This window comes from Pseudoalteromonas sp. SG44-5, from assembly GCF_014164175.1.
Taxonomy (GTDB): domain Bacteria; phylum Pseudomonadota; class Gammaproteobacteria; order Enterobacterales; family Alteromonadaceae; genus Pseudoalteromonas; species Pseudoalteromonas nigrifaciens.
The window spans coordinates 485,750-507,902 of the sequence record NZ_JACJES010000001.1; the positions used below are offsets into that span (position 1 = coordinate 485,750).

Genomic DNA, 22,153 nt, shown 5'->3' on the forward strand with positions numbered 1-22,153 from the left:
TCCTTAACGGCTTTCAGTGAAAAGTTCGCGGCCAATTAGCATACGGCGTATTTCTGAGGTACCTGCACCAATTTCATATAATTTGGCGTCACGTAGTAGGCGGCCCGTTGCGTATTCATTTATATAACCATTGCCACCTAAAATTTGAATGGCATCTAGCGCCATTTTAGTTGCCAGCTCTGCTGCATATAAAATAGCACCGGCAGCATCTTTACGGGTGGTTTCACCGCGATCACACGAGCGAGCCACTGTATATACATACGAGCGTGCGGCGTTCATTTGCGTATACATGTCGGCTACTTTACCTTGAATTAACTGAAACTGACCAATAGGCGTATCAAACTGTTTGCGCTCATGAATATAAGGTACAACAATATCCATACACGCTTGCATAATACCCAGTGGGCCTGCTGCAAGTACTACGCGCTCGTAGTCTAGGCCGCTCATTAATACCTTAACGCCTTCGTTTAAGTTACCTAAAATGTTTTCTTCGGGTACTTCGCAGTTTTCAAATACCAGTTCACAGGTATTTGAGCCACGCATACCAAGTTTGTCGAGCTTTTGCGCGGTTGAAAAACCAGGAAAGTCGCTCTCTACAATAAATGCAGTAATACCTTTTGCGCCGGCAGTTAAATCGGTTTTAGCGTAAATAACTAAAGTATGCGCATCTGGACCATTGGTGATCCACATTTTATTACCGTTTAAAATGTACTTATCACCTTTTTTCTCGGCTTTAAGTTTCATTGAAACTACGTCTGAACCCGCATTTGGCTCGCTCATAGCAAGGGCACCAATGTGCTCACCGCTAATAAGCTTAGGCAAGTATTTTTCTTTTTGGGCTTGCGTGCCGTTACGATTAATTTGGTTTACACACAGGTTTGAATGCGCACCATAGCTTAGGCCAATAGAAGCACTTGCACGGCTAATTTCTTCCATGGCAATAACATGCTCTAAATAACCTAAACCAGCACCGCCAAATTCTTCAGCTACTGTCATTCCCAATAAACCCATTTCGCCCATTTGTGGCCAAAGTTGATTTGGGAAAGCGTTATCAAGGTCAGTTTTTTCGGCTAGTGGGGCAATTTCTTGGCTGGCAAAGCTGTTTACATGTCCGCGGATCATATCGGCGGTTTCGCCAAGGCCAAAGTTCATTTCTTTATATAGTGAAATAGTGCTCATGATTCATTCCTGTGTGATTGATTAAGTTAATACCGCGTATTACTCATCTATTTTATTAAGTGTGTCGCGGCAACGGCGCTCGGCTGTTACCAATTCCATAAGAACAACTTTAATGTCGTCCATTTGTTGTGATAGGTCGGCTTTTTTCTCGCTAATAAGGTCCAGCATAGTTACCAGCTGCTTAGCACTTGATTTGTCGGCGTCGTAAAGTTCAAACAAACGTCCTGTTTCTGCTAGCGTAAAACCTAAGCGTTTACCACGTAAAATTAATTTTAAGCGTACTTTATCGCGTTTAGAGTAAATACGGGTTTGGCCATTTCTACTTGGCGTAACAAGCCCTTGGTCTTCATAAAAGCGGATAGAGCGGGTGGTAATGTCAAACTCCTTTGCGAGTTCGCTAATACTAAAAGTTTGTTCGTTATTGGCAGGCACAGTGGCCGACGTTGCAAAGTTTGATTGATTATCTGGTTTCATAATAGTGTTTTACCTCATTCGAATAACTCCAATATAAGTGAAGTTTACGTAAAGGTAAAGCGAGATGTTTGTGTAATACTTTAGACTAATGAAAATGGCGAGTAAACTTTCATTAAAGTTAGGCTTTAAAGCCTGCGTAGGCGTTTTTACTGAAGTGTAATGAAACATAATACAAATAAGTTTACAGTTTTTACAGTCAACTAAAAGTTGATTTTAGATTTACGTTGGCGTAAACGTAAATATTATGTATGCTCGTAAACAGATTATAAATAAATTGTTTGGTTCAGCGCATTAAATTGCACGGTGCCAATTACTAAATGGAGCCTTTTTATGACTACTGAAGCCGTTGTTATTGTAGCAGCAAAACGCACCCCTATGGGTGGATTTATGGGCGCACTCAATGATGCGCAATCAACTGAGCTGGGGGCAACCGCTATTGCTAGTGCATTGGCAGAAACAGGCCTAAGCACAGATGCTATTGATGAAGTAATTATGGGCTGTGTATTACCTGCTGGTGTAGGCCAAGCGCCTGCTCGTCAAGCAATGTTAAAAGCAGGCCTAGCACTTAGCACGGGCGCTACCACTATAAATAAAGTGTGTGGCTCTGGCTTAAAAGCGGCAATGTTGGCACATGATCTAATTAAAGCGGGCTCTATAAACTCAGCAGTGGCTGGTGGCATGGAAAGTATGAGTAATGCACCGTACTTTATTCCCAAAGCTCGCGGCGGCATGCGCATGGGGCATGGCGAAATTAAAGATCACATGATGAGCGATGGCCTTGAAGATGCTTACGACAACAAAGCTATGGGTTGTTTTGCACAAGACACCGCCGATGAATACGGTATAGGCCGTGAACAAATGGATAACTTTGCACTAAGCTCGCTTACCAAAGCAAAAGCCGCAATTGAAAACGGCAGCTTTAATAACGAAGTTGCACCGCACACTATGCAAACACGCAAAGGCGACGTTACCGTTGCCATTGACGAGCAACCAGGTAATGCCCGCCCAGAAAAAATTCCGAGCCTACGTGCTGCATTTAAAAAAGACGGCACTATTACAGCCGCTAACTCATCGTCAATTTCAGACGGTGGCGCAGCACTTATTTTAATGAGCGAGTCAAAAGCCAAAGAGCAGGGCTTAACCCCGCTTTGTAAAATTGTAGCGCACAGCACGCATTCTCAAAAACCAAGCGAATTTACAGTAGCGCCAGTGGGCGCAATGAACAAGGTACTAGAAAAAGCCGGTTGGACTACAGCCGATGTTGACCTGTGGGAAATTAACGAAGCGTTTGCCATGGTTACTATGCTTGCTATTAACGAGCTTAAACTAGATGAAAACAAAGTAAACGTAAACGGCGGTGCATGTGCATTGGGCCATCCAATTGGTGCAAGCGGCGCACGTATTTTAGTAACGCTTATTCATGCACTTAAAAATCGTGGCCTTAAAAAAGGCGTAGCGTCTTTATGTATTGGTGGCGGTGAAGCCGTGGCCATGGCAGTAGAAACACTTTAATTTTTCATCACAAAATAATAATCAATGCAGCGCTAATTATAATAATAAAGCTGCACTAACACTCTTATAAAACAGGATTTAATTATGCACCAAGTACCACTACTGATTAACGGCGAATTTATTCAATCAAGCTCAAAAGAACTTATTGACGTAATAAACCCAGCCAACCAAGAAGTGCTAGCCCAAGTACCTTGCACCACAGACGCAGAAATGGATGCAGCTATTGCCTCGGCTTCAGAAACGTTTAAAACGTGGAAAGATGTGCCAATTACTGAACGTGCGCGCATTATGATGAAATACGCTGCGCTATTAAAAGAGCACCACGATGAGCTTGCCACTATTATTTGTCATGAGCTGGGTAAAACCTTTGAAGACGCTAAAGGCGATGTATGGCGTGGTATTGAAGTAGTTGAGCAAGCGGCTAACGCACCGTCATTAATGATGGGCGAAACCATGGAAAACGTAGCGCGTAAAATCGATACTTATTCTTACATGCAACCCTTAGGTGTGTGTGCGGGTATTACGCCTTTTAACTTTCCGGCAATGATCCCATTATGGATGTTTCCGCTGGCAATTGTGTGTGGTAACACCTTTATTTTAAAACCGTCTGAGCAAGATCCACTTACGCCAATGCGCTTAGCTGAGTTATTTATGGAAGCTGGCGCGCCAAAAGGCGTGTTACAAGTAGTACATGGTACAAAACCACAAGTAGATCGCATACTAGAGGACAAAGCAGTACGCGCTATTTCGTTTGTTGGCTCGTGTGGCGTTGGCGCTTATATTTATTCAAAAGGCACAGCAAATCTTAAACGCGTACAAGCGTGTGTGGGTGCTAAAAACCACATGGTTATTATGCCTGATGCCAGCAAATCGCATGTGGTAAATAACTTAGTTGGCGCGTCGGTTGGTGCCGCTGGTCAGCGTTGTATGGGTATTTCGGTTGCGGTATTTGTTGGCCAAGCAAAAGACTGGGTTGATGAAATTAAAGCAGGTTTTGAAGGTGTACGCCCAGGCGTATGGGATGATGCTGGTGCAGCGTATGGCCCGCAAACGTCACCGGCTGCCAAAGCACGTATTTTATCGCTTATTGCCGGTGGTAAAGAGCAAGGTGCTAAATGTTTAATTGACGGCTCAAACTTTACGGTTGAAGGCTACGAGCAAGGTAACTGGGTAGGCCCAACCTTGTTTACCGATGTAACTAAAGACATGGACTTATATAAAGAAGAAATTTTTGGTCCCGTACTGGCGTGTATGTTTGTAGATACATTAGATGAAGCCATTGCGCTAATAAACGACAGCCCATACGGTAACGGCACATCGCTGTTTACCTCAAGCGGCGCAGTTGCACGTAAGTTCCAACACGAAATTGAAGTAGGCCAAGTAGGTATTAACGTGCCAATTCCGGTGCCACTGCCGTTCTTTTCGTTTACTGGTTGGAAAGGCTCGTTTTATGGCGACACTCACACTTACGGTAAGCAAGGTATTCGTTTTTATACCGAAACTAAAACCATTACTTCACGTTGGTTTGAAGACGACATAGCGTCGGGTCCAAATATGAGCATTAACTTAAAGTAATTACTCATAATAAATAGTTTAAAAAGCATAATTAATAATAAAGAAGGGCACGAAGGTAACTCCTATTACCTTCGTTGCTCTTCACTAATCACCTAGACAACACATAACTAATTGAAGAGGTCTATATGGACTTTAATTTATCAGATGATCAGCAAGCATTTGCTCAAACAGCACGTCAGTTTGCTGACTCAGAACTCGCACCTTACGCTGCTAAGTGGGACCGCGAACATATTTTTCCTAAAGACACGATTAAAGCTGCAGGCGAACTAGGTTTTTGTGGCCTTTACACGCCAGAAGAAGCCGGTGGCCTTGGCTTATCGCGCTTAGATTCAAGCATTATTTTTGAACAACTTGCTATGGGCTGTACCGCAACAACAGCCATGTTAACCATACATAATATGGCCACTTGGATGGTAGCAAGCTTTGGTACTGACGCCGCTAAAGACAAATACTGCGAACAACTGGTTACTGGTGATTTACTGGCATCGTATTGTTTAACCGAGCCAGGCTCAGGTTCAGACGCCGCATCGCTAAAAACTAAAGCAGTACGCGATGGCGACGAATACGTAATTAACGGCTCAAAAATGTTTATTTCGGGCGCGGGCGAAACCGAAGTATTAGTCGTTATGGCGCGCACCGGATGCGATGGCCCTAAAGGTATTTCGGCCTTTATAGTACCTGCCGACGCTAAAGGTGTTGAATACGGTAAAGCCGAAGAAAAAATGGGCTGGAACGCACAACCTACACGCTTAATTAGTTTTGAAGATGTGCGTATTCCGGCGCATAACTTATTAGGTGCAGAAGGCGAAGGTTTTAAATTTGCTATGCAAGGCCTTGATGGTGGGCGCATTAATATTGCAACCTGTTCAATTGGCACGGCGCAAGCGGCGCTTAATACGGCCCGCGAATATTTAAAAGAACGTACTCAGTTTGGTAAACCACTGGCCGCGTTTCAAGCGCTGCAGTTTAAAATTGCCGATATGAACACCGAGCTTGTAGCCGCGCGCCAAATGGTAAGGCTGGCTGCGTTTAAGCTTGATAATAACGACAGCGAAAAAACCACGTATTGTGCTATGGCAAAACGTTTTGCAACCGATGTGGGCTTTACCGTATGTAACGACGCCCTGCAAATTCATGGTGGCTATGGTTATATTAAAGAATACCCATTAGAGCGCCATGTACGTGATGTACGTGTACACCAAATTTTAGAAGGCACTAACGAAATTATGCGCGTTATTATAGCGCGTCGTATTTTAGCAGAGTCAGCCAGCGAAGTTTTATAAGGAGTTATTTATGTCAGAGTCAAATACTAAGTCTAATCCTAGCATTGAATTAACGACCGAAGGTCATGTAGCCATATTAACTATGTCAAACCCGCCAGCAAATACCTGGACCAAAGACACATTAATTGCCTTAAAAAACACCGTTAATAAGCTAAACAAAAATAAAAATATTTATGCACTAGTGCTTACCGGCGAAGGCGAAAAGTTTTTTAGTGCCGGTGCCGACTTAAACTTGTTTGCCGGTGGCGATAAAGGCGTAGCCGCCGAAATGTCGCGCGTATTTGGCGAAGCATTTGAAGCACTTAGTAACTTTAGAGGCGTGTCGGTTGCGGCTATTAATGGCTATGCCATGGGCGGTGGTTTAGAAGTAGCACTCGCGTGTGATATTCGTATTGCTGAAGAGCAAGCACAAATGGCCCTTCCTGAAGCTAAAGTAGGTTTACTACCGTGTGCTGGTGGTACACAAAACCTAGCATGGTTAGTAGGCGAAGGCTGGGCAAAACGCATGATTTTATGTGGCGAGCGCTTAAAAGCCGACAAAGCACTGCAAATTGGCTTAATTGAAGAAGTTGTTCCACAAGGCGAAAGCTTTGCTGCAGCACTTAAACTAGCTAACCAAGTGGCCGATCAAAGTCCGTCTTCGGTTGCAGCATGTAAAACATTGATTCAAAAAGGGCGTCATCAGCCTATGGCGAGCATTTTACCGCTAGAACGTGAGTTATTTGTGGCCTTATTTGACACCGAAGATCAGCAAGAAGGTGTAAGTGCCTTTTTAGAAAAGCGTCGTGCAAATTGGGTGAACGGCTAATGAGCGGCTTAACATTATTAAATCATGCAGATGACGCAGTCGTATTCGAAACGGCAACCGCGTCAAACGGTGCTTTAATAGCGTTTGCTACGCTAAATGCACCAAAGTCGTTAAACGCCCTTAATTTTGAAATGATCAAACTATTAGAGCCGCAACTAAAAGCTTGGGCGCAAGACAGCAGTATTGCCATGGTGGTATTAAAAGGCGCAGGCGACAAAGCCTTTTGTGCTGGCGGCGATGTTGTAAGTTTGCACCACGCTATGGCTCAAGGCAGCGCAAGCGACTTAGTAGAGGATTTTTTTACGCAAGAGTATCGCCTTGACTATTTAATTCACTGTTACGAAAAGCCATTATTAGTGTGGGGTAACGGTATTGTAATGGGCGGCGGTTTAGGCTTAATGGCCGGTGCAAGCCACCGCGTAGTAACCGAAACATCGCGTATAGCAATGCCTGAGCAAACTATTGGCTTATACCCAGATGTTGGCGGCAGTTATTTTTTACATAAAATGCCTCACAGTGTTGGATTATTTTTAGGGCTTACGTCAGCGTCTATAAATTGCGACGATGCCCGTTTTGTTGCCCTTGCCGATCACTATGTAAAAGCAGACAAATACGATGCACTTTTAGCGGGTTTACTCAGCATTAAGTGGGGTAAAACGGCCAGCTTAAATCACGAAAAACTTACTACGCTGTTAACTGATTTAGATCAGCAATCAGGGCGTTTACCTAAAGGTAATATCAAAGCAAATTTGGCAACCATTCAAGAACTCGCTGAGTTTACTACGCTACAACAACAGGTTGACTATATTTTAAACTTAAACACAGACGACAAATGGCTACTAAAGGCGCAAAAATCGCTTAAGCATGGTTGTCCGCTAAGTTGTGCGTTAGTAAGCCGCCAATTAAAAACCAGTAAAGGCAAAAGCCTTGCTGAGTGTTTTAGAATGGAGCTAGGTATGTCGGTACGTGCCGGCGAAGTGGGTGAGTTTCAAGAAGGTGTACGTGCATTGTTAATCGACAAAGACGGTGCGCCAAACTGGCAATACAAAACACTCAGCGACGTGCCAAGCTCAGTGGTAGATAGCTTTTTTGAAGATCGCTATGGCAATAACCACCCACTTAAACAATTACAACAAGGCTAAAGCTATGAGCAAACTCAATATAGGATTTATTGGTTTAGGCAACATGGGTGGGCCCATGGCGGCAAACCTTATTAAAGCAGGGCACACAGTAAGTGTGTTCGACTTAAACCAAAATACAGTTAACGAGCTAAAAAGCAAAGGTGCAAACGCAGCCGCAGATGCAACGCAATGTGCCAACAACGTAGACATACTTATTAGCATGTTGCCTGCTGGCAAGCATGTTAAAGCGCTTTATTTGGGCGAAAAGGGGCTAATTAACAGCTTAAGCAAAACCACCTTAGTTATTGATTGCTCAACCATAGATGCCGAATCGGCGCGCGTGGTTGGTAAAGAGTTAGCACAGCAAGGTATTAGCTTTGTAGATGCACCGGTATCGGGTGGCGTTGCAGGCGCAACCGCCGGCACACTTACCTTTATTGTAGGCGGCGATAAAGCCGCGTTCGACAAAGCCAATGCTGTGCTGGTTGATATGGGCAAAAATATTTTTCATGCAGGCGACATTGGCGCAGGGCAAGTTGCAAAAATATGTAATAACATGCTGTTGAGCATTTTAATGGCAGGCACCAGCGAAGCACTACAAATGGGTATAAATAATGGCCTAGACCCTAAAGTGCTTAGCGACATAATGACCGCAAGCTCAGGGCGTAACTGGACGTTAGAATTATATAACCCGTGTCCGGGTGTAATGGAGTCGGCTCCTGCAAGTAACGAATACAAACCAGGCTTTATGGTCGATCTAATGGCGAAAGATCTAGGCTTGGCAATGGAAGCAGCAAAACAAAGTAAATCAGCCACGCCAATGGGTTCAATGGCCAACGACTTATACGCTACATTGCAGCACCAAGGTGCGGGTACTGAAGATTTTAGTGCCATATTTAAATTATTTTCGAAGTAGGGGTAACGCGTGGAAATTAAAAATAACACGGTAGTAATAACCGGTGGCGCACAAGGCTTGGGTTTTGCCATGGCGCAAAAGTTTGCAAAAATGGGCGCAAACATTGCCCTAATCGATATGGCGCAAGATGCACTTAACATAGCAACCGAGCAATTAAGTCAACTTGACGGCGTAACTACGCGTATTCAAGGCTACGCTGCCAACGTTACCAACGAGAGCGAAATGGAAGCGGTATTTAACACCATTAATAGCGACTTTGGCCATATTGGTGTATTGATCAACAACGCCGGTATTTTACGCGATGGCATGTTTATTAAAGCAAAAGACGGCAAAGTAGTTAAAAAAATGTCGCTTGAGCAATTTCAATCAGTAATAGACGTAAACCTTACTGGCGTGTTTTTGGCAGGCCGAGAAGCTGCCAGCCATATGATTGAGTCGGGCAAAGGTGGCGTTATTGTAAATATGTCGAGCGTAGCGCGCGCCGGAAACATAGGGCAAACAAACTACGCTGCTTCAAAAGCAGGCGTTGTAGCGCTTACTACTACATGGGCTAAAGAGCTTGGCCGTTTTGGTATTCGCGTAGGCGCAATTGCACCAGGTGTTATAAGCACCGCAATGACCGACGTAATGAAACCAGAAGCTAAAGAGCGCATGCTTAGCGTAACTCCAGTAGGGCGTTTAGGTGAAACTGCAGAAATAGCCCATACCGCACAATATATTATCGAAAACGACTTTTTTACCGGTCGCGTAGTAGAAATAGACGGCGGCATTCGTTTGTAACATACTCAGATTTAAGATTAATTAAAAAAGCATAATTCTTGTGGGTTGTGCTTTTTTGTTTTAAATAGAGACGTTTATAATCTTGAAAAAGGGCTAATAACACCATTAGCACCTTGCTGTAAAACATGGGTATAAATTTGTGTTGTACGAATATCGCTGTGCCCAAGTTGTGTTTGTACTGTGCGTATATCAGCGCCGCTTTGCAGTAAGTGCGTAGCGAATGAGTGGCGCAAAGTATGTGGCGTAACGTGTTTATTAATGTGTGCATTAAAAGCCGCTTTTTTTACAGCGCGCTGTAATTGCTTTTCATCAATATGATGGCGCCTTAGCTGTTTACTCTCAGGATCAATACTGAGTTTATAAGATGGAAATAAATATTGCCAACCCAGCTGTTTGTTATGATTTGGATATTTTTTACGTAATAAATGCGGCATATACACGCCACAAAACAGCGGGTTATTTAGATCCAATTGTAAATAATTATCGACTAATTGAATTTGTGTTCGTATTTGTGGTATCAGTTCTCCTGCAAGCGTTACAACACGATTTTTGCCCCCTTTACCATCCCAAATTCGAACACAGTTATAATCAAAGTCAATATCTTGTATCCGCAAACGTAGTACCTCCATTAACCGCATACCGCTACCATAAAGTAGTGCACACGCTAAATAATGCTTTGTAATACAGTGTTTAAATAACGCTGAAACTTCTGTTTGTGTAAGCACAACGGGTAATTTCCTAGGGCGTTCACTTTTTACAAAATCTAATGATAATGAGAGAGGACTTTTAATTATTTCTTTATATAGAAAACTTAGCGCATTCAATGCCTGGGCTTGTGTGCCTTGCGCTACATTTTGCGAGTTTACTAAATGATTTAAATATAATTCCACTTGAGTATCCCCCATAAAGCTTGGGTGTTGCATATTATTAAAGCGGATATAGGCAGCTATCCAAAACAAATAAGCTTCAATAGTGCTCTTTGCATAACGCTTGCTATACATATGATCTTTAATCATGGTTAGAAAGAGAGATTTCATAAATGATATTTAATTATTTAAGTCTGATACTGTATATATAGACAGTTACTTGTATTTTGTCCAATAACATTATTAAAAGTCGTTTTGGGGTATTTTAACAACGGTGATTTTATAACATACGTAATTACTTGTTTACATTGTAGTTATTTAGTGGAACTATTGAGCCATGTAATATACGCCGTTTTGGGGTGTTATAAACCCCCAAAGTGGTGTTCAATAAGCTGTTATAAGCCCTGATAGGTTTGGCGTATGTTTAAATAATTCTGTTCATATCTATTTCACAGCCTGACTCTTTCATTTCTTTTGCTAATTTGAACTTCCATGCTCCAGCAGCATCAAAATTTTCGTAAACAACTCCACTAATATCGTTTGGTTTTTCGATATTTCCTTTAACTATTGCAGTTACGTTTTCTCTACCTAGTTTCCCTATGAAATACCCATGTTCAAAAATTACATTTTGACGAGCTCTTGGTGATAGCTCAGTTAACCCAGCCTTAGAGCCTTGATCACAGGGTGTATATAAAACAATGGCAAAACATACTTCACCAGCATACTTTTCAATTTTTTCAATTATCGTTTTACTTGAACTAGCTTGCTCATGCAATATTATTGGCTCAAGCCCTATTTGACTTACAAATCGAGCTAATTGTTCTTTTGCCAAATCATCATGACCATGAACAATAAACACCTTATTCTTCTGGGGTGTAATAGGCGTGTTGTAAACTGGATTCTCTTGAGGGAAATGTTGCGACACTGCTTTAAATACCCCTGCAGCGGATGGATGCATAACTGGAGCGTTGTGAACTTGGGTATTTATAATGTTTGGTTGTTTTGTTGGGGAGGGAGCTACAGGAAAACTAGTGTTTTCTAACCTCATAGCAATCTGTAAACAATGACTTTTTAATTCCTGATTCCTATTTTTGTTGTATGGGTATAGTAAATGTTTATCGTCATCATCTTCAATTATCTCACGAATTAATTTACCAACTAATTGATTAGATTCTAAATCCCATATAGCGCGCATTCTATTCGCTTTTGAACCTGAACCAATTTCGTATTTATCTGAATAAAGCTCTATATCTACAGATTCTGCAATAAATTGCGCTAAAGAATTATTAGAAAAATCTAAAAAATAACCACCACTCATTTCAAAAAAAGTTTCTAGTTTTCTACGTTCTTTAGTGGTTAAATCAGACATTTTCGACCTTTATTAATTAAATCAGACAACTAGCTTGTTTCATTGGTTTATATTAACCTTGTAAAAGGCTTATAACAAGCCACTTAAGCAGGACAAAAAACAGTTGGTTTTTTCTCGTGCCTCGCTTATTTTAACCAACAATTTTTTGCCTCTTAGTGGGGCGTTATGTGCTCAAGGAATGTGATGTATCACCAATACTTTGAAGACTGGGAAGTGAAATCTGATTTCAAAAAGGAGTTTGTATCTCTTTGGGCTGATTGGTTGGGCGAGAAAGATTCACACAAACTGGACGAAGTTACTGAGAATGAATGGCAAAGGTTTAATCAGCTCTTAGTTCTACTCAGTCAGGATTATATTCTTCAGGAAGCGGTTTGTGCTAAAGAGGAATTAGTAACTATTAACAATATTAGTACTGCACTTTCAAGCTACAAAGAGTCTATGAACAAGGACGCTTCGGAATTCTCAAAAATTGTAATTCCAGACCTCGATTGTGTAATTACAGAAGAGTGGGATTATACCTACATAGTTTGGTATAAAGATGCACAGGCAATAATCAAATTAGCACCTTACATAAAAGCGGCAAACCTATGTCATTTTGCGTAAGCACACATAACAAACAAATCATGGCCGACGCGCAAACAGCGCGCGCCGCATATTCGAAGCGTTATATACCCTAAAAGGAAGTTGAGGTGCATCATTAAGCCGATAAACATAATTGCGCTGCCTTGTGCCGTCTTAGCAATGTACCCTGGTTTTTTAGCTGCAATGTTAGCTAATGGAAACTACGAAAAGGTTGCCGTTTCAAGTCTAATTGCTTTGGTTGCCGCTTTATTCTTTTTCCGAAACTTTAATATTTACAAAGAAACTGACGGATACCTAAAAAACTTTTTCATTTCTACATTATTATTAAGTGGTAATTTTAGTCTTCCCGTTTGGTCATCTGTTTCTAAAAGTGATGCCAGCGACTTAGTTTTCTTGCTACTCCTTCCTTTAATATTTATAGTCAACTATCTGTTAACTAAGAGTAGTTCTGCAAAACAGGCTGTAGCTGTGTATCAACGGGTATATAACAAGAAAATCAACAAGGACACGTAACAGTTGGCTACGTTTCGCTGCGCTACACAATTTTAGCCAACCATTACTTAGCCTGTTATTTAGGCGTTATATTTATTTCAAATTAGGAAGCTGTCGTGAGTGGTAATTTAAAGTTAGATATTTTTATTGTTGGTTTAATGCTTATACCAATAATTATTCAATTCGTACCTGTAGTTTCAGGTCTATTCATTAACTCAGAAAAAAAAACTCATTTCTCAGTTATTTCATTTCCACCGTCTATTTATATTATTTTTCTGTCAGGCTTTGGTAACAATTTGCTGGGTCAAGTTATTGTAGGTTTAGCTTTTATAGTGTTTTTTTGCACCTACGCTGCAGCATTGTCTTATTTAGTTCAAGCTAATAAAGTGGCTAAATAATAAATATAACAAGAGCCTCAATTCGCTCACAAGCTCGCTCGGACAATTAACAATGGGTTATTGTCGCTGCGCTCAATAATTTTAACCCATTGTTAATCGCCGCTTAGGCAGGCGTTATGTTTACGGAGCAATATCATGGATGCACCATGGAATGGTGAAAAAGTTAGTATAGTCATACGTTGTTTAGCGATAGTATTTGTTCTATGTGCGATTATCGCATTCGGAATAATGTTTATCGATTTTTTTGAAAGAGGCTATGGTAATTTTTCTAATCTCGATTTCAGATCAATTATAGGTATGATATCGGCTCCATATTGTTTCCTGTTATTCTTAAAAGTTGCGCTTACTGGTTATGCTCCAAAATCTTGGATCCCATGGAAGTAAACATAACAACACGCTCTGAGGTGGACGACTAGTAAAATTTAGCTATTAATTGCAAATTTTAAAAGTGGTGAGCCTCTGCGTTTTAATGCTGCTAAATACGTTGATTCATCGTAGGGTGTATTCGTTTTTCAACACTTAAACACGATCCTTATCCATTTAAATGCCTGTGATCTAATAATGCTGTTATGCGGTTTCCTTCGGTCTATTTCTCACTATTTAGCTCTTGCCATTCGCTGGTGGTTATCGTTAAATAACAGTATGTTATTTAAACGGTGATCTTCCTTCAGAGGGCATTCACGTTATAAGTTGATGCCCATGTCGGGCGTACACAGCAGTGTGTATGGGATGTGCTAGGAGGTAATTTGAAAAAGTTGTTTTATTTACTCATTTGTTTCACTGTTATTTCAGGGTGTTCTGAATCACCGAAATCACGTTTTGTTTACTACAAAAGTGTGGAGCCAGTATTATGTAACTTGGTGGTTGGGTTATCACAAGAAGATAATCAACTTATGTACAAAGTTACAACAAATGCTCGCTCTGCGAAAGGCAGTTATAAGAAAAGAGGGCAACACATTGTATTCTCTGGCTTGTATGCTTCAGAATCGGCCGGTAATTCAAAAATTGAAGTAAGTGCGTTGCAGCAAGGTGATACGTTAACAATTCAAAATTACGGTAATAGTATGAATTCGTACACGCTTTTTTCTGAATGCGAAAGTAAGTATATTTCCCTAGTTAAAGAGCGCACATAAGTCGCTTAAATGAAATAAAAACAGTTGGTTATTGCTGAGCGATTTAAAGCAACAATATTTATCTGCTTAACAAGTTGTTTGGTTTTTTTACAGTAAAAGGATTTTTTGTAGTATGAAAAAACTGTCTATTTCTCTTATCTTAATTTTATTAGGTTGTGCCGTGCAACCTCAGCACTATGATTCTATCGTAGAGATGACCCACACCCAGGCTCAACAAGATCACATTAAATTTATCAAGCAGGTTCGAGGGCACCACGATAGTGATCTTTTTGACACTCACAAAATGTTAGCAAAAGTCTTCAAACAATCAGCAGGGCTGCTTGTTATAAATAATGATTTTTTGCGAAAATTGAAAGCTAATTTCACCAAAAAATAACAAGGTCATCAAAAGGGCATGCGCAGTTTAGCAAATATAACTAGACGCTATTGCGGTATCCTATGATGTTTTATGGGCCTAGGGGTAGAGCTGTCACTATTAAGTTGTGACCTATTACCGTAGATTTATTTAATAGCGGTTAAGATATATATGAGCATTAATGAAGAGACTAAATTAAGTGTCGATCAAAATCGACTGTTTTACCAACAAATGCGCACAACGACTCCGCTGCAGGCTGTGGTTGCCACTGGCTGGTTTGGCGTGTTGATGTATCACGACTCTTCAATTATACCGATATTTTGGCTGGTCATTTTTCTGGCTTTTCTCACTTTTCGGTACTCAGTTTACTTGAAGATTAAAGTGCAGGATGATTATAAAATTGCAAGCCAAATCAACGCGGTTAATCGTAATGCCCTGATCGCTGCTGCATTAAATGGACTGCTTTGGTCTACTTTCTACGTCTATTCGTTTTATCATCTTTCTGAGCAGTGGATGTTGCTTTTTGCAGCTTTCGTTGTTGTTTTAATGGCCTCTGGTTTTATTACGCTTACGGTTCATAAACAATCTTTTTATGCATTTTTCTCCTGCTTTATTGTTCCAATAATAATTTTTACATTTATGTTTAATGATATGGGAGATACATTATTTTTTATGGCATTAATATACATATTTTTTGGGATTAATATCTTGTCACTGTACAAAAACATTAACAAAACTATTATTGATAGCTTGAAAAGTGTTATTGAAAATAAACGTTTGGCGAGTCGGCTTCAAGAACTTAGTAATACAGATAGTTTGACAAAACTATCGAATCGTCGGCATTTTGAAGAAGAAAGTAATCGTTTTTTTGAAAAAGCTGTGGAATTAAAGCAAAAAGTAGCCATTGTGATGATAGATATTGATTTCTTTAAGTTATATAACGATAACTATGGCCATTTACAGGGAGATAATGTGATCGAACAAGTAGCAAAAGGGGTGAAAAACGCGCTACTAAAGAACTCAGATCTTATTGCTAGGTATGGTGGAGAAGAGTTTATTGTGATGTTAACAAATACTAGTGAAGCTGAGGCCGAAAAAATGGCGAAAAAGCTGGTTAGCATTGTCGAGGCTCTTGAAATTGAACACAAGTATTCTACAGTGAGTCCTTTTGTGACCATTAGTTTGGGTATGGCAATAGTCGCCCCAGCGGATAACTTAATACTCAGAGAGCTTATTGATAAAGCTGACCACGCGCTCTATCAAGCAAAATCTGCAGGACGAAATCGCTACTGTATTCACTCTTAATAAATGAAAAATAAAAGGACAGGCATAAAATATTTGCCTGTCCTTTTCTTAACCTAAATACGTTCCTTATCTATTTAAATGCAAGTAAGCTAATAATGCTGTTATGTGGTTTACTTTTGCCTTTGCCTTTGCCTTTGTTACTCAAAAGGCACTGTGGTGAATTCAATCAGCTATTAACAAAACCCCAGCCTGCACAGCTGGTTTGTACTAAACATGCGGGTAGGATAGCGCGCCAATGGGCCCACACTGTGCATTTAATTTGGTTATGTTGTTTTTTTTGCTTGGGCAATAAAGTCATTTAAGTAGTCTATATGCTGCTCGTTGTTACGAATACCGACAAAAATTTGTTTGTTAATACCTTGCTCCCCAAACCTTAGGCTTTTGATAGGCATTGTTTTAGAATACTCGTCTATTAGCCAGCCTGGTAAAGCACAAATGCCGCGACCCGCAGCGACCATTTGTAGCATGATTTCGGTTGTTTCAATGGTTTTGTGTTTTTTTACTGAGCACTTTGCTGGATTAAGAAACTGGCTAAAAATATCAAGCCTTAGCGGCTCTACAGGGTAACTAAACAATACTTCTTCGCTTAGTTGCTCGGGTAATACAAACTCTTGTGTTGCAAGTTTATGGGATTTAGCAACTACGAGTCTGTGTTCGTAGTTAAACACAGGTATGTAGCTTATTTTAGGTTTAAAGAGTGGATCGGGAGTTATTAGTACGTCAATTTCGTAGCTTAGTAATGCACCTAAGGCGCCAAACTGAAACTCCTGCTTTACGTCAATGTCTATGTCTGGCCAGTGCTCTAAATAGGGCTCAATTACTCTAAGCAACCATTGGTAACAAGGATGGCACTCCATGCCAATACGTAGCGAGCCTAGTTCACCTTTGGCAATTTGATTTAGTAATAACTCAGTGTGTACAAATTGCGGTAATACTCTGTTTGCCAGTGTTTGAATATGCTCACCAGCCGCTGTAAGGCGCAAATTTCGACCGTCTTTTTTCCATATTGGCGTACCAACTTGGCCTTCTAGTTTTTTAATACTGTGACTGAGTGCCGATTGCGATAAGTACAACGAATTTGCTGCCTTAGTTAGGGTTCCATGTTCTTTTATGGCGGTTAGTATTTCTAAGTGGATCCTTTCCAGCACAAGTTAACTCCTATCTATAATTTAGCTTTAATGATGACTGATATTCATTGGTGGATGAAATTATATCATTTTATCAAGCAAACAAGTTTATTTACTATTATGGTGGGAATAATTAATTATAACAAAGCGTTATATTAAACTTAGCGAGAGCTGAGTTTGTAGAGCATGCTAACGTAATTGTTTTATTTAAAAACCTAAAAGCAGGGGCTGTAATTACCTCGTAAATTGACTGAAAGGTCTTTGTTGTGATTAAAAATAGAAGTAATAATTAATGAATATCATTGAATTTATAACAAGTAATATATCTACTTTGTTGGCACTGGTAGCCACAGGCGTATTTGCTGGTATTTTAGCAGGCTTACTCGGTGTGGGCGGTGGAATTGTAATTGTGCCTGTGTTGTTTTTTTTGTTTCAGAGCTTTGGGGTATCGCCCGAGTCTGCAATGTTAATTGCAACAGCCACGTCTTTGGCAACCATAGTGCCTACATCTATTAGTTCAATTAGGTCTCACAATAAAAAAGGCAATGTGGACTTTGACCTTTTAAAACGTTGGGCTGCATTTATTCTTATAGGTGTATTGCTGGGTAGCTGGTTAGTTACTCGGGTTGATGGCAAGTTGCTTACGGTATTGTTTGGGGCAATAGCGCTGTTATCTGCACTTAATATGCTGTTTAGAACGGGCAAGTCGGCGTTGTATCAAAAACTGCCAGGTACAGTAGGGCAAAGTGTTATGGGCGCATTTATTGGCTTTTTAAGCTCTATGGTGGGAATTGGTGGCGGCACTATTTCGGTGCCATTACTTACTTTATATAACTATCCTGCTCATAAGGCCGTTGGTACAGCTGCAGCAATTGGGTTAATTATTTCATTGCCTGGTGCGCTAACTATGTTGATATTGGGCAGTACGCCAATTGATGCGCCAGCGGGTACGTTTGGTTTGGTTAACTTATTTGGCTTTGCATGTATTGTACCGCTAACCGTACTGTTTGCGCCTGTAGGCGCGTCGTTAGCTGCAAAACTAGATGCAGGTAAACTGAAAAAGATATTTGCTTGTGTACTATTAATTACTGGTTTACGCATGTTAGGGCAAGTGTTTTTATAGGTTTTTAATTTAGTTATTGTTTGTTTAAAAAAGAATGCCCGGCATAGAAACTCTATACCGGGCATTCTTTTAAATAACTATATTGAAGTGCTTAATTAGTTGGATTATATAGGTTTATTTGTTGGACTAACTTTTGTTAGCTAGTTCTTTGCGGATTATTTCTGCTCCTGCACTTAAGGCATTTAACTTAGCGTTTGCTACATTACGCGCTAAAGGAGCCATACCACAGTTGGTACAAGGGTAGAGCTTGTCGGCATCAACATATTTAAGTGCTTCGCGCAGGGTATTAGCAACTTCTTCGGGTGTTTCTATGGTGTCGGTTGCCACATCAATAGCGCCTACCATCACTTTTTTGCCGCGAATAAGTTCAAGTAGCTCCATTGGTACATGAGAGTTATGACATTCTAGCGAAATAATATCTATATTCGATTGCTGTAACTTAGGAAACGCTTCTTCGTATTGGCGCCATTCTGAGCCTAATGTTTTTTTCCAATCGGTATTAGCTTTAATGCCGTAGCCGTAGCAAATATGCACCGCGGTTTCGCATTTTAGTCCTTCAATTGCGCGCTCTAAACAGGCAATACCCCAGTCATTAACTTCATCAAAAAATACATTAAATGCTGGTTCATCAAATTGGATAATATTTACTCCTGCAGCTTCTAGCTCTTTGGCCTCTTGATTAAGAATTATGGCAAATTCCCACGCAAGTTTTTCGCGACTTTTATAATGATCGTCATAAAGGGTATCTATCATTGTCATTGGGCCTGGCAAAGCCCATTTTATTGGCTGGTTAGTTTGCTGGCGTAAAAATTTAGCATCTTCAACAAAAACCGGCTTTTGTCGACTAACAGGGCCAACAACCGTTGGTACACTTGCATCGTACCTATCGCGAATTTTAACGGTTTTACGCTTTTCAAAATCAACACCGTTGAGGTGCTCAATAAAGGTGGTAACAAAGTGTTGCCTGGTTTGCTCGCCATCACTGGCAATATCAATGCCTGCTTGTTGCTGATCGTGTAATGACAATCGAAGGGCGTCTTGCTTACCTTCAATTAGTTCATCGTCTTGTAATTTCCAAGGCGACCAAAGTGTTTGTGGTTGTGCAAGCCAAACCGGTTTAGGCAAACTGCCCGCAGTTGACGTAGGTAATAGTGTATTGCTAATAAGTGTTTTCATGATAAATAGTGCCGTATATTTAAAGTTATAATTGAACCTAGCTATTGAGCGAAACTGTTAAGCGCCGCTTTTAAACGTAATTGGCAGAAAATTGTTCAAGCACAGTTTGGTATGGCTTAATTAGGTGCTCTTCGGTAAATTTTCCCTGCTGGCTGGCCATTTGGCTACGCTCTTCTCGATCATAAACAATTTGCGTTAATGAATGATCTTGGTTGTTCAAATTTGGTTGATAAGACTTTCCTGCAGGTGCATTTGCATTGTAAATTTCAGGTCGATAGATTTTCTGAAATGTTTCCATGGTACAAATAGTGCTTATAAGTTCAAGGTTAGTGTAATCATTAAGTAAGTCACCAAAAAAGAAAAATGCTAAAGGCGCTACACTGTTTGGTGGCATAAAATAACGTACCTGCAAGCCCATTTTTTTGAAATATTGCTCGGTTAAAGATGACTCATTTGGCAGGTATTCAACGCCTAAAATAGGGTGCTGGTTTTGAGTTTGATGATACGTTTTGTTATCAGATACACTAATACATATTACAGGTAGTTTATTAAAATTTAGTCTGTAAGTACTTGAGTTAACAAAATGCTGAAACAGCTTGCCGTGCAGCTCACCAAAGTTATCTGGGATACTAAATTTAGGTTGATTTTTATTATGATTTTGCAGCAATACGCTAAAGTCATAATCGCGCACATAAGAGGAAAAGTTATTACCTACAATGCCTTCAATGCGTTTATTAGTTTTATGATCAACAATAATTGTTTTTAATATTTCTATTGATGGAAAAGTATTACCACTGCCTTTAATATCTAAATCTACAGAAATAATCTCGAGTTCGACAGAGTAACGATCCCCTTTAGCGTTATCCCAATTCGCTAAAGCATTAAAGCGGTTATCAATCATTTTTAACGCGTTGCGCAAATTAGCTTGGCGGTATTTTCCTCTTGCCAAGTTAGCAAAGTTGGTTGTAAGGCGCGTATCGTTAGATGGCTGATAACTTTCATCAAGAGAAGTGCTCTTAATAGTAAATTTAAAGTCTTTTTTCATGATTTTTGGTATCCATTTATATAATTAAAGCTGAATTTTTTGTTTAACTTCTGAGGTTTTCGGTAATATCTTCAGATTTCCCTGTCAGTAGTCACCACAGTATTTTTTATTTTTACCTAAAGGCTTAATTGCAACCAAGTGCAGTGCGGCTAAAGGTAAAAGCAAGAATGTATTTTATACGTTGTTATTATTATGAATAAAATTGATTTAATTTCATTTATATATGAGGGATTCTCATTGATTGCTTTTCTCGCTAGTTTTGCTGCGTTTATTAGCGTGGCTGTAGGTTTGTGAGGTGTATTTTTGAGGAGGAATAAGTTAAGTGAAAGAATGTTTATTTAATCTAATAAAGCTAAGCAAAAGTATGTAGTAGCTGCTTATAAGTAAATAAACTTCTTTTTGTTTTATGTAAATAATTGAACTGAAATAGGAACTCGGCTATGGTTTATTTAGTAATAACAATAAATTAAAGCGAGTAGGTTTTAACACTCGTTAAGTAAAATCATATCAAGGATTAAATATGAAGATTCAAGCAAATGTAGGAACTATAGATATTTTAGGGCATTTAATACTGTGGTTTATTTTAATACTAATAACGTTTGGTATAGGCGCGTTCTTTTTTCCTTATTCGTTCTCTAAGTTTATTTTGAATCGCTCTGAGTTAATTGACGAACACGGTAATGCAAGAAAAATGGTTTGTAATACAGATATTTTTGGCAGCATTGGCCATGTAATTCTTTGGATTATAATTTCAATACTTACCTTTGGCCTTGGTTATGCCTTTTATTTTTATAAGGTGTGGAACTACTCTTTAAATAATACAACTATTGAGTAATTAGCCTTTATACGGCGCATTCGTTTATTAAACAAACTAAATTAAAAAGCATAACTTTAATAGGGTTATGCTTTTTTGTTTTAAGTAAAAAAGTTGAGGGTAAATACCATAAAACGAATAAAGGAGCTAACCCGATAATAAGTAAGCACCTTATAATGCTTAAAAAGAGAAGTTTTATAAACAAAGTTTAATTTTAAATAATGCTATGTAGATATACAGCACGCTGTATTACAGGCTCAAGCGGAATAAACTCATTAGGTAAGTTACTGTTGATTGTTGCACTCAAACGCAGTGATTTATTATTAACCAAGCGTTATTCGTTCAGGAACATATATTTATGCCACACGTAGAAATAAAATATTCAGATAACTTAAAAATAAACACAAAAGAAGTTTTTGATGTTATAGAGCAGATTATAAATAACAAAGACGCCAGTGCTGGGGTATGTAAGTCAAGAGCTTACCCATCCTTAGAATATAAACACTCGCATATTCTCATTACAATATCGTTATTAACTAAGTCTCACCGAAATAAAGAATTTACATTAGCATTAAGTACTGAGCTAGAGGCATCTATAAAAAAACACCTTAAACAAAGCGTGTATTTTTCGTTAAATATAGAATACAGCCAAGCTTATTACACCACCAATGTTCACCTTGTTGATGGCGATATTTTGGCAGAAACATAAGGCTTATTACT

23 protein-coding genes and 1 pseudogene are annotated in these 22,153 nt (G+C 39.7%); 16 read left to right on the forward strand and 8 right to left on the reverse strand.

The annotated features are described in order from the left end of the window. Positions 1-3: 3 nt before the first annotated feature. Together H5079_RS02265 and H5079_RS02270 are read right to left on the reverse strand one after the other, a co-directional pair. On the reverse strand, positions 4-1,179 hold the full coding sequence (locus H5079_RS02265) for an isovaleryl-CoA dehydrogenase (protein WP_011328132.1): 1,176 nt from the start codon (positions 1,177-1,179) through the stop codon (positions 4-6). A 39-nt stretch (positions 1,180-1,218) separates the two neighbouring features. After that, entirely contained in the window at positions 1,219-1,653 is a 435-nt protein-coding gene (locus H5079_RS02270) for a MerR family DNA-binding transcriptional regulator (RefSeq protein WP_182683319.1), read from the reverse strand. Positions 1,654-1,983: 330 nt separating this feature from the next. Here H5079_RS02270 and H5079_RS02275 point away from each other — a divergent pair, with 330 nt between their 5' ends. The 7 genes from H5079_RS02275 to H5079_RS02305 all read left to right on the forward strand — a co-directional run bounded on the left by H5079_RS02275 (position 1,984) and on the right by H5079_RS02305 (position 9,648). Then, positions 1,984-3,165 (forward strand): acetyl-CoA C-acyltransferase, encoded by a 1,182-nt coding sequence (locus tag H5079_RS02275; RefSeq protein ID WP_011328134.1) that lies wholly within the window; start codon positions 1,984-1,986, stop codon positions 3,163-3,165. Between the two features lie 84 nt (positions 3,166-3,249). Further along, positions 3,250-4,740 (forward strand): CoA-acylating methylmalonate-semialdehyde dehydrogenase, encoded by a 1,491-nt coding sequence (locus H5079_RS02280; protein WP_011328135.1) that lies wholly within the window; start codon positions 3,250-3,252, stop codon positions 4,738-4,740. Between the two features lie 125 nt (positions 4,741-4,865). Next, complete coding sequence (locus H5079_RS02285; RefSeq protein ID WP_011328136.1) at positions 4,866-6,023, forward strand: acyl-CoA dehydrogenase family protein; 1,158 nt, start codon at positions 4,866-4,868, stop codon at positions 6,021-6,023. Positions 6,024-6,033: 10 nt separating this feature from the next. Continuing rightward, positions 6,034-6,831 carry an enoyl-CoA hydratase gene (locus H5079_RS02290; RefSeq protein ID WP_011328137.1) on the forward strand — a complete coding sequence of 266 codons (798 nt, stop codon included), beginning with the start codon at positions 6,034-6,036 and terminating at the stop codon, positions 6,829-6,831. Beyond that, on the forward strand, positions 6,831-7,973 hold the full coding sequence (locus H5079_RS02295) for an enoyl-CoA hydratase/isomerase family protein (RefSeq protein ID WP_011328138.1): 1,143 nt from the start codon (positions 6,831-6,833) through the stop codon (positions 7,971-7,973). Before H5079_RS02290 ends, H5079_RS02295 begins: the two co-directional genes overlap by 1 nt. Before the next feature lie 4 nt (positions 7,974-7,977). Further along, complete coding sequence (gene mmsB / locus H5079_RS02300) at positions 7,978-8,868, forward strand: 3-hydroxyisobutyrate dehydrogenase (RefSeq protein WP_182683320.1); 891 nt, start codon at positions 7,978-7,980, stop codon at positions 8,866-8,868. A 9-nt stretch (positions 8,869-8,877) separates the two neighbouring features. After that, positions 8,878-9,648, forward strand: coding sequence for an SDR family oxidoreductase (locus H5079_RS02305; protein ID WP_182683321.1), 771 nt, complete (start codon positions 8,878-8,880; stop codon positions 9,646-9,648). Positions 9,649-9,722: 74 nt separating this feature from the next. On the opposite strand, the gene H5079_RS02310 is transcribed toward H5079_RS02305, so the two are convergent. Then, complete coding sequence (locus H5079_RS02310) at positions 9,723-10,685, reverse strand: integron integrase (RefSeq protein ID WP_182683322.1); 963 nt, start codon at positions 10,683-10,685, stop codon at positions 9,723-9,725. Between the two features lie 253 nt (positions 10,686-10,938). Beyond that, positions 10,939-11,883 carry a TIR domain-containing protein gene (locus H5079_RS02315; RefSeq protein WP_182683323.1) on the reverse strand — a complete coding sequence of 315 codons (945 nt, stop codon included), beginning with the start codon at positions 11,881-11,883 and terminating at the stop codon, positions 10,939-10,941. 183 nt (positions 11,884-12,066) lie between these two features. Here H5079_RS02315 and H5079_RS02320 point away from each other — a divergent pair, with 183 nt between their 5' ends. From H5079_RS02320 to H5079_RS02330, 3 genes are all read left to right on the forward strand, one after another. Beyond that, entirely contained in the window at positions 12,067-12,486 is a 420-nt protein-coding gene (locus H5079_RS02320; protein WP_169061463.1) for a hypothetical protein, read from the forward strand. 138 nt (positions 12,487-12,624) lie between these two features. Then, the gene (locus H5079_RS02325; protein WP_182683324.1) at positions 12,625-12,978 is read left to right on the forward strand and encodes a hypothetical protein; all 354 of its coding nucleotides are present in this window, start codon (positions 12,625-12,627) and stop codon (positions 12,976-12,978) included. Positions 12,979-13,073: 95 nt separating this feature from the next. Beyond that, complete coding sequence (locus H5079_RS02330) at positions 13,074-13,355, forward strand: hypothetical protein (protein WP_182683325.1); 282 nt, start codon at positions 13,074-13,076, stop codon at positions 13,353-13,355. 422 nt (positions 13,356-13,777) lie between these two features. Here H5079_RS02330 and H5079_RS18500 read toward each other — a convergent pair. Next, positions 13,778-13,933, reverse strand: a pseudogene (locus tag H5079_RS18500) (IS110 family transposase); the annotation flags it as partial. A 168-nt stretch (positions 13,934-14,101) separates the two neighbouring features. Between H5079_RS18500 and H5079_RS02335 the strand changes: the two are divergent. The 3 genes from H5079_RS02335 (at position 14,102) to H5079_RS02345 (ending at position 16,148) form a co-directional block, all read left to right on the forward strand. Next, positions 14,102-14,488 carry a hypothetical protein gene (locus H5079_RS02335; RefSeq protein ID WP_182683342.1) on the forward strand — a complete coding sequence of 129 codons (387 nt, stop codon included), beginning with the start codon at positions 14,102-14,104 and terminating at the stop codon, positions 14,486-14,488. Positions 14,489-14,600: 112 nt separating this feature from the next. Further along, the gene (locus tag H5079_RS02340) at positions 14,601-14,864 is read left to right on the forward strand and encodes a hypothetical protein (protein WP_182683326.1); all 264 of its coding nucleotides are present in this window, start codon (positions 14,601-14,603) and stop codon (positions 14,862-14,864) included. Between the two features lie 150 nt (positions 14,865-15,014). After that, positions 15,015-16,148 (forward strand): diguanylate cyclase, encoded by a 1,134-nt coding sequence (locus H5079_RS02345; RefSeq protein ID WP_182683327.1) that lies wholly within the window; start codon positions 15,015-15,017, stop codon positions 16,146-16,148. Positions 16,149-16,411: 263 nt separating this feature from the next. On the opposite strand, the gene H5079_RS02350 is transcribed toward H5079_RS02345, so the two are convergent. Then, positions 16,412-17,296, reverse strand: a complete 885-nt coding sequence (locus tag H5079_RS02350) for a LysR family transcriptional regulator (RefSeq protein WP_182676721.1) — start codon at positions 17,294-17,296, stop codon at positions 16,412-16,414. Between the two features lie 271 nt (positions 17,297-17,567). Between H5079_RS02350 and H5079_RS02355 the strand changes: the two genes are divergently transcribed. Then, positions 17,568-18,398: a sulfite exporter TauE/SafE family protein gene (locus H5079_RS02355; RefSeq protein WP_182683328.1), complete on the forward strand. Its 831-nt coding sequence runs from the start codon at positions 17,568-17,570 to the stop codon at positions 18,396-18,398. A gap of 126 nt (positions 18,399-18,524) precedes the next feature. On the opposite strand, the gene H5079_RS02360 is transcribed toward H5079_RS02355, so the two are convergent. Both H5079_RS02360 and H5079_RS02365 read right to left on the reverse strand, forming a co-directional pair. Then, positions 18,525-19,574 (reverse strand): methionine synthase, encoded by a 1,050-nt coding sequence (locus tag H5079_RS02360; protein ID WP_182683329.1) that lies wholly within the window; start codon positions 19,572-19,574, stop codon positions 18,525-18,527. 70 nt (positions 19,575-19,644) lie between these two features. Continuing rightward, the gene (locus H5079_RS02365) at positions 19,645-20,619 is read right to left on the reverse strand and encodes a DUF1852 domain-containing protein (protein ID WP_011328151.1); all 975 of its coding nucleotides are present in this window, start codon (positions 20,617-20,619) and stop codon (positions 19,645-19,647) included. Positions 20,620-21,139: 520 nt separating this feature from the next. Here H5079_RS02365 and H5079_RS02370 point away from each other — a divergent pair. Both H5079_RS02370 and H5079_RS02375 read left to right on the forward strand, forming a co-directional pair. Further along, on the forward strand, positions 21,140-21,454 hold the full coding sequence (locus tag H5079_RS02370; RefSeq protein WP_011328152.1) for a DUF6693 family protein: 315 nt from the start codon (positions 21,140-21,142) through the stop codon (positions 21,452-21,454). A gap of 337 nt (positions 21,455-21,791) precedes the next feature. Further along, positions 21,792-22,142 carry a hypothetical protein gene (locus H5079_RS02375; RefSeq protein WP_182683330.1) on the forward strand — a complete coding sequence of 117 codons (351 nt, stop codon included), beginning with the start codon at positions 21,792-21,794 and terminating at the stop codon, positions 22,140-22,142. Positions 22,143-22,153 lie beyond the last annotated feature (11 nt).